At 61.8% G+C, this 14,753-nt stretch carries 12 protein-coding genes and 3 tRNA genes; all 15 read right to left on the bottom strand.

What is annotated here, in order from left to right; genetic code table 11:
* Nucleotides 1-91: 91 nt before the first annotated feature.
* Nucleotides 92-168, bottom strand: a tRNA-Asp gene (locus tag CAF76_RS10420).
* A 93-nt stretch (nucleotides 169-261) separates the two neighbouring features.
* Nucleotides 262-338, bottom strand: a tRNA-Asp gene (locus tag CAF76_RS10415).
* Between the two features lie 55 nt (nucleotides 339-393).
* Nucleotides 394-469, bottom strand: a tRNA-Val gene (locus tag CAF76_RS10410).
* A 90-nt stretch (nucleotides 470-559) separates the two neighbouring features.
* Nucleotides 560-1,336: an SDR family oxidoreductase gene (locus CAF76_RS10405; protein WP_041475192.1), complete on the bottom strand. Its 777-nt coding sequence runs from the start codon at nucleotides 1,334-1,336 to the stop codon at nucleotides 560-562.
* On the bottom strand, nucleotides 1,333-2,544 hold the full coding sequence (locus CAF76_RS10400) for an O-succinylhomoserine sulfhydrylase (RefSeq protein ID WP_064594841.1): 1,212 nt from the start codon (nucleotides 2,542-2,544) through the stop codon (nucleotides 1,333-1,335). Before CAF76_RS10400 ends, CAF76_RS10405 begins: the two co-directional genes overlap by 4 nt.
* Nucleotides 2,545-2,624: 80 nt before the next feature.
* Entirely contained in the window at nucleotides 2,625-4,130 is a 1,506-nt protein-coding gene (purF, locus tag CAF76_RS10395; protein ID WP_007956466.1) for an amidophosphoribosyltransferase, read from the bottom strand.
* A 41-nt stretch (nucleotides 4,131-4,171) separates the two neighbouring features.
* Nucleotides 4,172-4,732: a CvpA family protein gene (locus CAF76_RS10390; RefSeq protein WP_039771589.1), complete on the bottom strand. Its 561-nt coding sequence runs from the start codon at nucleotides 4,730-4,732 to the stop codon at nucleotides 4,172-4,174.
* A gap of 98 nt (nucleotides 4,733-4,830) precedes the next feature.
* Complete coding sequence (locus tag CAF76_RS10385) at nucleotides 4,831-5,493, bottom strand: SPOR domain-containing protein (protein WP_085612809.1); 663 nt, start codon at nucleotides 5,491-5,493, stop codon at nucleotides 4,831-4,833.
* On the bottom strand, nucleotides 5,477-6,784 hold the full coding sequence (folC, locus tag CAF76_RS10380; RefSeq protein ID WP_085648990.1) for a bifunctional tetrahydrofolate synthase/dihydrofolate synthase: 1,308 nt from the start codon (nucleotides 6,782-6,784) through the stop codon (nucleotides 5,477-5,479). The genes CAF76_RS10385 and folC overlap by 17 nt, the downstream gene beginning before the upstream one ends.
* Complete coding sequence (gene accD / locus CAF76_RS10375; protein ID WP_064378840.1) at nucleotides 6,781-7,701, bottom strand: acetyl-CoA carboxylase, carboxyltransferase subunit beta; 921 nt, start codon at nucleotides 7,699-7,701, stop codon at nucleotides 6,781-6,783. The genes folC and accD overlap by 4 nt, the downstream gene beginning before the upstream one ends.
* Nucleotides 7,702-7,893: 192 nt before the next feature.
* Entirely contained in the window at nucleotides 7,894-8,508 is a 615-nt protein-coding gene (locus CAF76_RS10370; protein WP_039771595.1) for a phosphoribosylanthranilate isomerase, read from the bottom strand.
* 63 nt (nucleotides 8,509-8,571) lie between these two features.
* Nucleotides 8,572-9,396 carry a tRNA pseudouridine(38-40) synthase TruA gene (truA, locus tag CAF76_RS10365; RefSeq protein ID WP_039771597.1) on the bottom strand — a complete coding sequence of 275 codons (825 nt, stop codon included), beginning with the start codon at nucleotides 9,394-9,396 and terminating at the stop codon, nucleotides 8,572-8,574.
* A 150-nt stretch (nucleotides 9,397-9,546) separates the two neighbouring features.
* Complete coding sequence (locus CAF76_RS10360; RefSeq protein ID WP_085648991.1) at nucleotides 9,547-12,177, bottom strand: FimV/HubP family polar landmark protein; 2,631 nt, start codon at nucleotides 12,175-12,177, stop codon at nucleotides 9,547-9,549.
* A 209-nt stretch (nucleotides 12,178-12,386) separates the two neighbouring features.
* Nucleotides 12,387-13,397 carry an aspartate-semialdehyde dehydrogenase gene (locus tag CAF76_RS10355; protein ID WP_085648992.1) on the bottom strand — a complete coding sequence of 337 codons (1,011 nt, stop codon included), beginning with the start codon at nucleotides 13,395-13,397 and terminating at the stop codon, nucleotides 12,387-12,389.
* Nucleotides 13,398-13,590: 193 nt separating this feature from the next.
* Entirely contained in the window at nucleotides 13,591-14,703 is a 1,113-nt protein-coding gene (asd, locus tag CAF76_RS10350; protein WP_011333354.1) for an aspartate-semialdehyde dehydrogenase, read from the bottom strand.
* Between the last annotated feature and the right edge of the window lie 50 nt (nucleotides 14,704-14,753).

Below are 14,753 nucleotides of genomic sequence, written 5' to 3'. Positions count from 1 at the left end.
GTCTTTCGACCAGGGTCTTTGCTATCGATTCCGAATCAACCAGAGGTTGCGTTCGGTGTTTCAAGGCGTTCAGTGGTCCTTGAAACAGATATGGCGCAGCGGACGGGACTCGAACCCGCGACCCCCGGCGTGACAGGCCGGTATTCTAACCGACTGAACTACCGCTGCGTATCGCTTTGAGCTGACGCTCAAGTAACTCGTTTGACTGAAAGCTTCGGTGCTTTTCAATCGCGAACCAGACAGTGTCTGACTCGTTGAATATGGCGCAGCGGACGGGACTCGAACCCGCGACCCCCGGCGTGACAGGCCGGTATTCTAACCGACTGAACTACCGCTGCGCGTCGGTGCAGGCACTTTCAGCCTACGCTCTTGCTTACGCAAGTCTCTCGGGAGTGGTGGGTGATGACGGGATCGAACCGCCGACATTCTGCTTGTAAGGCAGACGCTCTCCCAGCTGAGCTAATCACCCGTTTGCATCTCCGAGGCCGCGAAATTTACGCAGGTAGCGAACCTAAGTCAATAGCAGGATTGAAGTTTTTCTAAAAAAGACGAAATTGCTTCATTCCGTATAAATCATCTTCTTGGTCATACCGCCATCGACCACGAATTCCTGCCCCGTCACAAACCCTGCGTTCTTCGACAGCAACCACGCCACCATCGCTGCCACATCCTCGACCGTCCCTACCCTGCCCGCAGGATGCTGGGCATGATCGGTATCGGTCAGCGGTTCCGCGCGCCGGGCGGATGGATCCCGCGCATCGATCCAGCCCGGACTGACCGCATTGACGCGAATCTCCGGCCCGAGGCTGATCGCCAATGCGTGAGTCAACGCCAGCAAACCGCCCTTGCTCGCCGCATAGGCTTCCGTATCAGGTTCCGACTGCGCCGCACGGGTCGAGGCCAGATTGACGATCGCCCCGTTGTGCGCACGCAGATACGGCGCGCAGTGCTTGGCCAGCAACATCGGCCCACCGAGGTTCACCGCCAACACCCGATTCCAGTAAGCCAGATCGAGACTTTCCAGCGTGATGTTGTGCGGATCGGCCACGGCAGCGTTGCACACCAGCGCATCCAGACGACCAAACTGCCCCAACACCTCAGCGACACCCAACGCCACCTGACTTTCGTCCGCGACGTCCATGGCGATGAACCAGGCGTTCTCGCCCAGCACCTTCGCCACTTTCGAACCACGGACACGATCAAGGTCGGTCAATACCACCTGCCAGCCTTCGCTGATCAGCCACGCTGCGATGCCCAGACCGATCCCCCGCGCGGCACCCGTGACCAATGCAACGCGGCCATGGGTGCCGATCTTCGGCGTAGACAACTCGATCACAACGCCGCCAGACCGCGCGACAGATCGGCTTGCAGGTCAGCCACGTCTTCCAGACCGACCGCGATGCGGATCAGGCTGTCACGAATGCCGGCAGCCTCGCGCTCCTGCGGCGCCAGACGGCCGTGGGACGTAGTGCTCGGGTGGGTGATGGTGGTTTTGCTGTCACCCAGATTGGCGGTGATCGAGATCAAACGGGTCGCATCGATGAAGCGCCAGGCGCCCTCTTTTCCGCCCTTCACCTCAAAGCTCACCACCGCGCCGAAGCCTTTCTGCTGACGCTGAGCCAGCTCGTGCTGCGGATGGCTCTTGAGACCGGCGTAATGCACCTTCTCGATGCCGTCCTGCTGCTCCAGCCACTCGGCCAGTTGCTGGGCGTTGGCGCAGTGCGCCTTCATCCGCAGGTTCAGGGTTTCCAGACCCTTGAGGAAGATCCAGGCGTTGAACGGGCTCAGGGTCGGCCCGGCGGTACGCAGGAAACCGACGATTTCTTTCATCTGTTCGCTGCGACCGGCAACCACACCGCCCATGCAACGGCCCTGGCCATCGATGAACTTGGTGGCCGAATGCACAACGATGTCTGCGCCCAGCTTCAGCGGCTGCTGCAAGGCAGGCGTGCAGAAGCAGTTGTCGACTACCAGCATCGCGCCCTTGGCGTGCGCGATTTCCGACAGCGCGGTGATATCCACCAGCTCAGCCAACGGATTGGACGGCGACTCGACGAACAGCAATTTGGTATTGGACTTGATCGCTGCGTCCCAGGCCGACAGATCGGCCAGCGGCACGTAATCGACTTCCACACCGAAACGCTTGAAGTACTTCTCGAACAGGCTGATGGTCGAGCCGAACACGCTGCGCGACACCAGCACATGATCGCCGGCACTGCACAGGCTCATCACCACTGCCATGATCGCGGCCATGCCCGTCGCCGTAGCCACCGCCTGCTCGGCGCTTTCCAGCGCGGCGATGCGCTCTTCGAAGGCGCGAACGGTCGGGTTGGTGTAACGCGAGTAGACGTTGCCCGGCACTTCCCCGGCAAACCGCGCAGCCGCATCGGCGGCGGTACGGAACACGTAGCTGGAAGTGAAGAACATCGGATCACCGTGCTCGCCTTCCGGCGTACGGTGCTGACCGGCACGTACGGCCAGGGTATCGAACGCTACGCCTTCGAGGTCGCTGTCCAGCCGACCGGCATCCCATTCCTGACTCATGCTGTCACTCCTTGCCCTGTTCTCGATAAATAAAAGTCTTTTGCCAGATACAAAACCGGCCCCTAAGGGCCGGTTGAAACTCAGTTGTTGTACAGATCGATGATCGCACTGACCGCCTGGGTCTTGACCTTCGAGGCATCGTTGCGTGCCTGTTCGATCTTGTTCAGGTAAGCCTCGTCGACGTCGCCGGTGACGTACTTGCCGTCAAACACTGCGCAATCGAAGTTTTCGATCTTGATCTTGCCGCCGCCGACCGCTTCGATCAAGTCAGGCAGGTCCTGATAGATCAGCCAGTCAGCACCGATGAGATCAGCCACGTCCTGGGTCGAACGGTTGTGCGCGATCAGCTCGTGAGCGCTTGGCATGTCGATGCCGTACACGTTCGGGAAGCGCACAGCCGGAGCCGCCGAGCAGAAGTAGACGTTTTTCGCGCCGGCTTCGCGGGCCATCTGGATGATCTGCTTGCAGGTAGTGCCACGAACGATCGAGTCGTCGACCAGCATCACGTTCTTGCCGCGGAATTCCAACTCGATGGCGTTGAGCTTCTGGCGTACCGACTTCTTGCGCGCGGCCTGGCCAGGCATGATGAAGGTACGGCCGATGTAACGGTTCTTGACGAAACCTTCGCGGAATTTCACGCCCAGATGGTTGGCCAGCTCCAGCGCGGCAGTGCGGCTGGTGTCCGGAATCGGGATGACCACGTCGATGTCGTGCTCTGGACGCTCGCGCAGGATCTTCTCGGCCAGCTTCTCACCCATGCGCAGACGGGCCTTGTAGACCGACACGCCGTCGATGATCGAATCCGGACGCGCCAGATAGACGTGTTCGAAGATGCACGGGGTCAGGGATGGGTTGGTCGCACACTGACGGGTGTGCAGCTTGCCGTCTTCAGTGATGTAGACCGCTTCGCCCGGCGCCAGGTCGCGGATCAGGGTGAAACCGAGCACGTCCAGCGAAACGCTTTCGGAAGCGATCATGTACTCGACGCCTTCGTCGGTGTGACGCTGGCCGAACACGATCGGGCGAATGCCGTGCGGGTCGCGGAAACCAACGATGCCGTAACCGGTCACCATCGCCACAACGGCGTAACCACCGACGCAACGGTTATGCACGTCGGTCACGGCGGCAAACACGTCTTCTTCGGTCGGTTGCAGCTTGCCGCGCTGGGCCAGCTCGTGAGCGAACACGTTGAGCAGCACTTCCGAGTCGGAGCTGGTGTTGACGTGACGCAGATCGGATTCGTAGATCTCTTTGGCCAACTGTTCAACGTTGGTCAGGTTACCGTTGTGCGCCAGGGTGATGCCGTACGGCGAGTTGACGTAGAACGGCTGAGCCTCGGCCGACGTCGAGCTGCCGGCAGTCGGGTAACGGACGTGGCCGATACCCATGTGGCCGACCAGGCGCTGCATGTGACGCTGTTGAAACACGTCACGCACCAGGCCATTGTCCTTGCGCAAGAACAACCGGCCATCATGGCTGGTCACGATACCGGCAGCGTCCTGGCCGCGGTGCTGGAGCACGGTTAGCGCGTCATACAGCGCCTGATTGACGTTCGACTTACCGACGATACCGACGATGCCACACATGCGACGCAACCCCTACTTAATGGATCTGAACTGAACAACACTCACTGAGGCGTTTTGGCCGACGGCAAGAGTTGCTCCTTGAACGGAATATCAGCGGGTACGCTGATTCCGCTGGCAAGCCACTGACTGCTCCACCCGAGAATCAGGTTCTTGGACCAGTCTGCGACCAATAGAAACTTTGGCACGAGCTGTGATTCTTTCCACCACCCGTCCTGCTGTACCGGCCCCAGGCTCAACAGCCCGACCGCCACGACCACCAGCAACACGCCACGCGCAGCGCCGAAGGCCATGCCGAGGAATCGATCGGTTCCGGACAACCCGGTGACGCGAACCAACTCGCCGATAAGATAATTGATCATTGCGCCCACGATCAGTGTGGCGACAAACATGATGGCACAGCCCGCGATCACGCGAGCCGACGGTGTTTCGATGTATCCGGCGAGGTACTCGGACAGTGAGCCACCGAACATCCAGGCAACAGCTCCTGCGATGATCCAGGTCACCAGCGACAATGCTTCTTTGACGAAGCCGCGGCTCAAACTGATCAAAGCGGAGATGGCGATGATTGCAACGATCGCCCAGTCAACCCAGGTAAATGGCACAGTGCAGCCTACAGACGGATAAGGCGGCGCATTTTAGCAGAGCGCATGGCTGTCGGTAAGCTGCGATTTTCAGTGCATTTCTATCGAAGTGATAGATATCAGCCGCGTTCAGGCTGGAAGCGCACCACAAACCCCTTGAGGTTCTGCTGGCGGCTCAACAGATCGCGCAGACGATCGGCTTCGGCGCGCTCGATCAGCGGGCCGACGAACACCCGGTTCTTGCCATCGGCCGAACGAATGTAAGCGTTGTAACCCTGGCTGCGCAGGGTTTTCTGCAGGCTTTCGGCGCTGGCACGGCTCGACAGGCTGGCCAGTTGCACTGACCAGCTCACCGACAGGCCATTGGCATCGACGCGGCTTTGAGTGGTATCCGGTTTGGCAGACAGCGCAGCGATCGGCTGCGCCGGAGCCGTGGTTGGCTTGGCCACGGGAGCGGGAGCCGGCGCAACCGGTTTGGCTACCGGCGCCGGAGCCGGAGCTGGTGCGGCGGAAGCAATCGGCGCCGTTGGCACAGCCTGCTCGGCGACTTCGTCATCGCTTGGCACTGGCTCTTGCGGCAGAACCTGAGGCTCAGGCACCGCCACGGTTTCCATCTGGATCTGCGCCACGGCGGGCGCTTGCGGCGCAGCCGGCGCCTCGACGGTCACCTGACGCTGTTCATCCTGACGGGAAAACAGCATCGGCAGGAAAATCACCGCCAGCGCCACCAGCACCAGGGCACCGACCATGCGCTGCTTGTACGCTTTATCCAGCAAAGCCATTTGCCGCTTCCTCCGTGGAGCGCCGAGACAGCCATTCGAGGGCCTCGGCGACACAATAAAATGATCCGAACAGCAAGATCTCGTCATCGCTGGTGGCCACTGCACACTGCCCTTCCAGCGCAGCCGCCACACTGTCATAAGACGTGACCGAGGCGCCAAGGTTCTGCAATGCCTGATTCAATTCATCCACCGGACGCGCACGTGGCGAATCCAGCGGCGCCACCGCCCAGTGCTGGACGCTGGCATTCAATTCACCGATGACACCGTCCAGATCCTTGTCCGCCAGCAGGCCGAACACCGCCAGACGCTTGCCGACCGGTGGACGAGCAGCCAGACGCCGGGCCAGATACTCCGCCGCATGCGGGTTGTGGCCAACGTCCAGCAACAGGTTCAGACGTTTGCCGTTCCATTCGAAGGAGCGACGATCGAGGCGACCGACCACGCGAGTTGCCTGCAGCGCCGCAACAATCAGCCCGGCATCCCACGGCAAACCGAGCAGCAGATAAGCCTGCAACGCCAACGCGGCGTTTTCCATCGGCAGATCAAGCAGCGGCAAATCACGCAGCTCGACGACCTGACCGTCAGCATTAGTGCCGCGCCACTGCCAGAACTGATTCGTGATACCCAGGTCGAAATCCCGCCCGCGCAGGAAGAACGGGCAAGCGAGCTCGCGCGCCTTGTCCAGCAAGGACTGTGGAGGATTCAGATCGCCGCACAGCGCAGGTTTGCCCTGGCGGAAAATCCCGGCCTTCTCGAAGGCCACGGATTCACGGGTATTGCCCAGATAGTCGGCATGATCGACACCAATGCTGGTGACCAGCGCGATATCGGCATCGACCACGTTGACCGTGTCAAGACGCCCGCCCAGCCCGACTTCCAGCACCACCGCGTCGAGCCCGGCCTGTTGAAACAGCCAGAACGCCGCCAGGGTGCCCATTTCGAAGTAAGTCAGGGAAGTGTCACCGCGCCCCGCTTCGACCGCCGCGAAGGCTTCGCACAGCTGCGCATCAGTGGCTTCGACGCCATTGAGCTGCACCCGCTCGTTGTAACGCAGCAGGTGCGGAGAATTGTAGACACCGACGTTCAGGCCCTGCGCCCGCAGCAAGGAAGCCACGAAAGCGCAGGTCGAACCCTTGCCGTTGGTGCCGGTGACCGTAATCACCCGTGGCGCCGGCTGGCCCAGTCCCATGCGGGACGCTACCTGTTGCGAACGCTCCAGCCCCATATCGATGGCCGATGGATGCAACTGTTCAAGGTAGGCGAGCCACTCGCCAAGGGTGCGCTCGGTCATACGTTGGCAGGCACCGGCGGAACGACGATCGGCTCGATCGGCGCAGCAACGAATTTAGGCGTCGGCTTGCCGGTCAGTTGCGCCAGCAGGTTACCCAGACGCGGGCGCAGTTCGCGACGGTCGATGATCAAATCGATGGCGCCGTGCTCCAGCAGGAACTCGCTGCGCTGGAAGCCTTCCGGCAGTTTTTCACGCACGGTCTGCTCGATCACGCGCGGGCCGGCGAAGCCGATCAGGGCTTTTGGCTCGCCGACGATCACGTCGCCCAGCATCGCCAGACTGGCGGAAACGCCGCCGTAGACCGGATCGGTCAGCACAGAGATGAACGGAATGCCTTCTTCGCGCAGGCGCGCCAGCACGGCCGAAGTCTTGGCCATCTGCATCAGCGAGATCAGGGCTTCCTGCATCCGCGCACCACCGGAGGCGGAGAAGCAGACCATCGGGCAACGGTTTTCCAGCGCGTAGTTGGCGGCGCGTACGAAGCGCTCACCGACGATGGCGCCCATGGAACCGCCCATGAAGCTGAATTCGAACGCCGAAACCACGACAGGCATGCCCAGCAGGGTGCCGCTCATGGAAACCAGTGCGTCCTTCTCGCCGGTCTGCTTCTGGGCAGCGACCAGACGGTCCTTGTACTTCTTGCCGTCACGGAATTTCAGACGGTCAACCGGCTCCAGGTCAGCACCCAGTTCGGCACGGCCTTCGGCGTCCAGGAAGATGTCGATGCGCGCCCGTGCGCCGATGCGCATGTGGTGGTTGCATTTAGGGCAAACGTCCAGGGTCTTTTCCAGCTCCGGACGATACAGCACAGCCTCGCAGGACGGGCATTTGTGCCACAGACCTTCAGGGACCGAGCTCTTCTTGACCTCGGAACGCATGATCGAAGGGATCAGCTTGTCTACCAACCAGTTGCTCATGCTTTCTTTCTCCAGTACCGGCGGCCCGAACGCTCTGGTTCGCGGCCCCGCGTATGCCCTTCAGCTAAATTCATGTGTGGCGATGATCGGCCGGGCTGCCGGGTCAGCGGAACTGACCTGCGTACACCCCGAAAAGACCCTCAGCCTCTTTTCTACAGAGCTGTGGACGGCGGCAGTCTGCCAGCCGTCACATCAGCGTACGGCGTTGATGAATGCACGAATCTTTGCGTGATCCTTGATGCCCTTGCTCGCCTCTACCCCGCCGCTGACATCCACGGCATACGGCCGCACCCGGGCGACCGCATCGGCGACGTTCTCCGGCGTCAGGCCGCCGGCCAGAATCAACGGCTTGCTCAAACCCTGCGGAATCAGTGACCAGTCGAACGCCTCGCCGGTTCCGCCGGGCACGCCTTCGACATAAGTGTCGAGCAGCACGCCGCTGGCGCTCGGGTAGGCATCGCAGGCGGCGGCAATATCATCGCCCGCCTTGACCCGCAAGGCCTTGATGTACGGCCGGTGCCAGCCTTCACACTCGGCGGCGGTCTCGTCGCCATGGAACTGCAACAGATCCAGCGGCACGGCATCGAGGATTTCCCCGAGCTCGCAACGGCTGGCATTGACGAACAGCCCGACCGTGGTCACGAACGGCGGCAATGCGGCGATGATCGCCCGCGCCTGCTGCACGGTCACGGCCCGGGGACTTTTAGCGTAGAACACAAAACCGATGGCATCGGCCCCGGCCTCGACGGCTGCCAACGCATCTTCTATGCGGGTAATCCCGCAAATCTTGCTGCGAACGGCTGACATGTCGATAAAACCCCAAGGCAAATCCGAGAAAGTCCCGGATGGTAACAAATGCGTTCGAGGGCGTCAGCCGTCAAGTTCCGCGAAACCCGTAAGGAAATGTGGCCCGATGAAACGCTCGGGCAACGGGAACTCGTCGTGGTACTCGACCTGCACCAGATACAGGCCGAACGGATGCGCCGTGACTCCGCCGGAACGCCGCTCGCGGCTCTCCAGCACTTCTTTCATCCACTCCACCGGCCGCTCGCCGGCACCGATGGTCATCAGCACGCCGGCGATGTTGCGCACCATGTGATGCAGGAACGCGTTGGCGCGGATGTCCAGAACGATCATTTTGCCGTGACGGGTCACACGCAGGTGATGCATCTTCTTGATCGGCGACTTGGCCTGGCACTGGCCGGCACGGAAGGCACTGAAATCATGGGTACCGATCAGGTACTGCGCGGCCTCGGCCATGCGCTCGACGTCCAGCGGACGGTGATTCCAGGTGATTTCTTCGTTGAGATGCGCCGGGCGGATCTGATCGTTGTAGATCACGTAGCGATAGCGCCGGGCAATCGCCTTGAATCGCGCATGGAAATGCGCCGGCATGACCTTCGCCCAACTGACGCTGATGTCGTGGGGCAGATTGATGTTGGCGCCCATGACCCAGGCTTTCAGCGAACGGTCGACCTGGGTGTCGAAATGCACCACCTGCCCGCAGGCATGCACACCAGCGTCGGTGCGCCCGGCACATTGCAGCGAGATCGGCGAATCGGCGACCTTCGACAAGGCTTTTTCCAGGGTTTCCTGCACGGTGAGCACACCGGTGGACTGGCGCTGCCAGCCGCTGTAGCGCGAGCCCTTGTATTCAACGCCCAGCGCGACGCGGAAAAAGCCTTCGGGTGCCATTTCGGCGGCCGGGTTATCTATGTTTGCCAAGTCGGTACAGCCTGCTGATCTACAAAGGCGGGCATTATAAGGCGGCGGGACGGGGAAACCAGACCCAAACCAAAACGGCAGCCTCATGGGCTGCCGTTTTGTTTACCGCTGAATGCCGACTCAGGCCAGATGCGACAGCATTTCGCTCGCTTCGCTCTTCTGCTTGTCGTTGCCCTCACTGATGACCTCATTGAGGATGTCGCGCGCACCGTCGTTGTCGCCCATGTCGATATAGGCCTGAGCCAGATCGAGCTTGGTCGCGGCTTCATCAGTACCGGACAGGAAGTCGAAGTCATCCTCGCCCAGATCATCACCCAGCGCGGCATCGGCCTCGGTGAAGCTTGGCTCGTTGATGCTGCTCGACAGGCGATCCAGCTCGGCGTTGACGTCGTCCAGTTCGGCGGCGAACGCATCCGGCTCGGCTGGCGCCGCGTCCATTTCGTCAGCCAGGGACAGGTCGAAATCGGCTGGCAGCTCCAGATCGTCCTGCGGCACGTCGGCCACGGTTGAAGTTTCGACCAGCGGCAGATCCTTCACGCCTTCGTCCAGATCCAGCAGGAAATCATCGTCTGCCAGCTCGACCGGCGCAGGCGCAGGGTCGGCACCGAGATCCATATCCAGGTCGAAATCCGACAGGTCGTCGAGGTTTTCCTTGATGTCGGTCTGCTGTTGCAGCACCGACTCGAAGCTCAGATCGTCGTCCGATGGAAATTCGTCGAGTTCGACCGGCGCTTCCGGCTCGACAGCAGCCACAGGCTCAACCGGCGTGATGTTGTCGAGATCGTCGAGGCTCAGGTCGAAAGCGCTGTCCAGTTCAGCATCTGCCGCGGCAGGCGCTTCAGGCTCGTCGAGCAGCAGCTCCTTGACGTATTCCGCGTCCAGCTCGGCAGCCATGGCCGCAGCCGCCAGACCGCTGGCCGCGACGACCGCCATGGCCGGGAAGCGGCTTTTCAGCTCTTCGACCTTGGCGAAGTTGTCGCCATTGGCGACCAGTTGGCGCTCCTGACCGACGAACGCATCGCGATCACCCTGACGACCGTAGACTTCCATCAGTTTCAGACGCAGATCGCTGCGCTGCGGCTCCAGGCTCACGCCCTCCTCCAGCAACGCGGCGGCTTGATTCAGACGACCGCCGTCGATGTGCGACTGCGCCTTGTCCAGCACGTCGTCGGAACGCTCGGCGGCCGGCGCCACCAACGGCGCGGCGATCGGCTCGGCCATCACGACTGGCGCCACTACAGCAGCTGGGGCTGGGGCTGGGGCTGGGTTCAGCTTGACGCTGGCGGCTGGCACTTCCAGACCTTCGAAGCTGCTTTCAGGCAGATCGAGATCCTGGGAGAAGGATTGCTCCTCCAGGGCACGGGCCATGCGCAGGTGTTTTTCGGCTTCCTGCTGCGCCTTGCGGCGGCGGGCCAGCAGCAACAGCAGGAGCAGCAGAACCACCGCACCGCCACCGACCAGACCCAGCAGGATCGGATTGGTCAGCAGTTCGTTGAAGGTTTTCTCGTCATTGGCGGCGGGCGTGGTTTCAACCACAGGCTCGACAACCGGCTCCACCGGGGCCTGAGCGGCGGCTTCAGGCGCAGGTGCGCCCGGAGCAGCCTCTGCCGGAGTGGCCGGCGGCGTGGCAGCCAGTTCAGCGGTGATCGCCGGCACCACTGGCGCAGTGGCGGCGGTCGCGGGAGCAGCGCCCGAGCCTTCGGCCTGCATTTTCGCCAGTTGATTGTTCTTCAGCTCGATCAGGCGCTGCAGCTTGTCCAGCTGGCTTTGCAGATCGGCCATGCGGCTTTTCAGCTCTTCGTTGTCACGGCGGGTGGTGTCGAGACTTTCCTGAGTGACCGCCAGTTTGTTGCTCAGGGCCTTGGCATCGCCCGCGGGGCCCTTACCACGCGCCTTGGCGCTTTCGGCGGACACCAGGCTCAGGTTGTCCTTGGCGTTTTGCGCAGCGCCGGTATTGGCGCGGCCACGATTGGTCGCATCGAGTTGCTGCTGACCGGTGCCCGGCTTGGCCACATAACGACGGCCCTGACGCCAGGCTTCGTTCTGCGCGGCCACTTCGGCAATCGCTTTGGACTGCGGCAGTGCGGTGCTTTGCACTTGGTCCGGCAGACGCAGCACCTGACCGGTTTTCAGGCGGTTGATGTTGCCGCCGATGAACGCGTCCGGGTTCAAGGCCTGGATCGCCAGCATGGTCTGCTGCACCGAACCGCCGGTGCGCGCCTTCGCGGCGATTTCCCACAGGGTGTCGCGCGGCGTGGTGGTGTGGGTCGAATGGGTGGCGCCGGTGGTCGGTGCGGTAATGGTTTGCGCTGGCGCGGGTTGAGCGGCGGCATCGGCGGTCTGCGGCGAAAACTTCGACGGATCCAGCAGCACGCTGTAGTCACGCAGCAGGCGGCCGTTCGGCCACATTACCTGCACGAGGAATTTCACCATCGGTTCCGACAGCGGTTTGCTCGAGGTAACGCGCAGCACACTTTTGCCGCTGGCGTTGAGCACCGGGGTGAACGTCAGATCATTGAGGAAGGCCTGACGATCGACGCCGGCCTTGGCGAAATCTTCCGGCGAGGCCAGGCTCGGCACCACTTCGGCAGCGGTCAGATCCTTGACATCGAGCAGCTCGATTTCCGCTACCAGCGGCTGGTTCAGGGTCGACTTCAGGGTCAGCTCCCCGAGCCCGAGGGCATGCGCCATACCGGAGGACAGCGCCGAGGCGGCCGCTATTGCTAACACCAGTTTGCGAACTTGAACCATAGCCTCTTCCTTTGTTTGAACGTTCCTCGGCCAGCGAGAAGATGTTGATAGTCGCTGCCGTAAGGCATTGCGCGCGACGACGACAGCATGCCGCGCGCGATCATTTCTTTGATGCCCCGGAAAGTCCCGGAGGGTGACACGTTGCCAACTGCTCCGGCCAAGCATAGCGCCCGGCTAGAATCAGTCGACAAATTGTTGCCAAGTATCTTTTACAGCAGGTCTTTTATCAACAACTCGGCGACCTGCACGGCGTTGAGGGCCGCACCTTTGCGTACGTTATCTGACGTCAGCCACAGATTAAGTTCCGACGGTTCGTCGACACCGGCACGCACCCGCCCGACGTAGACCACGTCCTGCCCCACTGCGTCACCGACGGCGGTCGGATAATCACCGGCTTCGACCAGCTCGATGCCCTCGGCCTCTTCAAGCGCGGCGTTAACCTTTTCCAGGTCGACCGCGCTCGCTGACTGCAAGGTCACGCTAAAGCTATCGCCAAAAAACACCGGGGCTTGAACACAAGTTGCGGAAATCTTTAATAAAGGCTTGGTCAGCACCTGACGCAGCTCGCGCACCAGGCGTTTTTCCAGCAGCGTATGACCTTGCGCATCCGGTGTGCCGACCTGGGCCAGCAGGTTGAAAGCCATCTGCCGGTCGAAGAATGTCGGCTCCAGCGGACGCATGTTCAGCAGCTCGGCGGTCTGGCGCGCCAGCTCGGTCACGGCTTCGCGGCCCTGGGCGGAAACCGCCAGATTGGCGGTGACATGCACGTATTGCAGTTCGATCAGATCGAGCAGCGGCGCCAACACCACGGCCAAAGTAGTGGCCGACGGGCTTGGACTGCTGACCTGGAACGGTACTTTCAAACCGGCCAGCACATCGGCATTGGCTTCCGGCACCACTTGCGGCGCCTGATCCGCCGGCAAGGCGCCGGACAGATCGACCAGCGAGCAACCCGCCGCGTGAGCGCGGGCGGCGTAACTCAGGGTGATGGCCGGGCCGGCGGCGAAGAACGCCAGTTTGACCTTACTGAAATCGAACTCGTCGACTTCACGCACGCGCACGTTCTTGTTGCGAAACAGCACCGAGCTGCCGGCGGATTCGCTGCTGGCCAACAGGTGCAGCGTGCCGACCGGGAAGTCGCGTTCTTCGAGGATCTGCACAAGGGTTTCGCCGACAGTACCGGTGGCGCCGATCACGGCAATATCAAGGGTCTGGGTCATGTTGCTACCTCTGGCGAAACGGGGGGAGCGGCACTTTACCGGGTGAGTCGCACGCAGGCAATTCGCGCCCGCCGCGAAGAGCGGACGCGGAGCGTCCATGGCTGCATTCCCACGCAGAGCATGGGAACGATCAACAGGTACAAAAAAACCCGCGCCTCTTGCAAGGCGCGGGTTCTTTCATTGCATCAAGCGATCAACGCTCAAGCAGGATCCGCAGCATGCGACGCAGCGGTTCGGCCGCGCCCCACAGCAGTTGGTCGCCGACGGTGAAGGCACCGACGAACTGCGAACCCATGTTCAGCTTGCGCAGACGACCGACCGGTACGTTCAGGGTGCCGGTGACTTTCGTCGGGCTCAGCTCCTGCATGCTGATTTCACGGTTGTTCGGCACCAGCTTGACCCAAGGGTTGTGCTGGCTGATCAGCCCTTCGATGTCGGCGATCGGCACGTCCTTGTTCAGCTTGATGGTCAGCGCCTGGCTGTGGCAACGCATGGCGCCGATGCGCACGCAGATGCCGTCGACCGGGATCGGGCTCTTGAAGCGACCGAGGATCTTGTTGGTCTCGGCCTGGGCCTTCCACTCTTCGCGGCTCTGGCCGTTCGGCAGTTCCTTGTCGATCCACGGGATCAGGCTGCCGGCCAGCGGTACGCCGAAGTTTTCGGTCGGGTATGCGTCGCTGCGCATGGCTTCGGCCACACGGCGGTCGATGTCGAGGATCGCGCTGGCAGGATCGGCCAGTTGATCGGCGACAGCGGCGTGGGTCGCGCCCATCTGCTTGATCAGTTCACGCATGTTCTGTGCACCGGCACCAGACGCCGCCTGATAGGTCATGGCGCTCATCCACTCGACCAGACCGGCCTCGAACAGACCACCCAGGCCCATCAGCATCAGGCTGACGGTGCAGTTGCCGCCGATGTAGTTCTTGGTGCCTGCGTCGAGCTGCTGGTCGATGACCTTGCGGTTGACCGGATCGAGGATGATAACGGCGTCGTCGTTCATCCGCAGGCTCGAGGCCGCATCGATCCAGTAACCCTGCCAGCCGGCTTCGCGCAGCTTCGGGAATACTTCGCTGGTGTAGTCGCCGCCCTGGCAGGTCAGGATCACGTCGAGGGTTTTCAGCTCTTCAATGCTGTAAGCGTCCTTGAGCGGAGCAATGTCCTTGCCCACGGACGGGCCTTGGCCACCGACATTGGAAGTGGTGAAAAACACCGGCTCGATAAGATCGAAATCCTGCTCTTCCAGCATCCGCTGCATGAGCACGGAACCGACCATGCCGCGCCAACCGATCAGACCTACACGTTTCATCGCAACTACACCTTCTTGAAAAGTGGGCCGCTGCTTTGTATTGAATTTCG

This window comes from Pseudomonas sp. B40(2017), from assembly GCF_002112855.1.
GTDB classification, from domain to species: Bacteria; Pseudomonadota; Gammaproteobacteria; order Pseudomonadales; family Pseudomonadaceae; genus Aquipseudomonas; species Aquipseudomonas pharyngis.
Note: the sequence above shows the minus strand (reverse complement) of the source record. Positions and strands in the feature narration are given on the sequence as shown.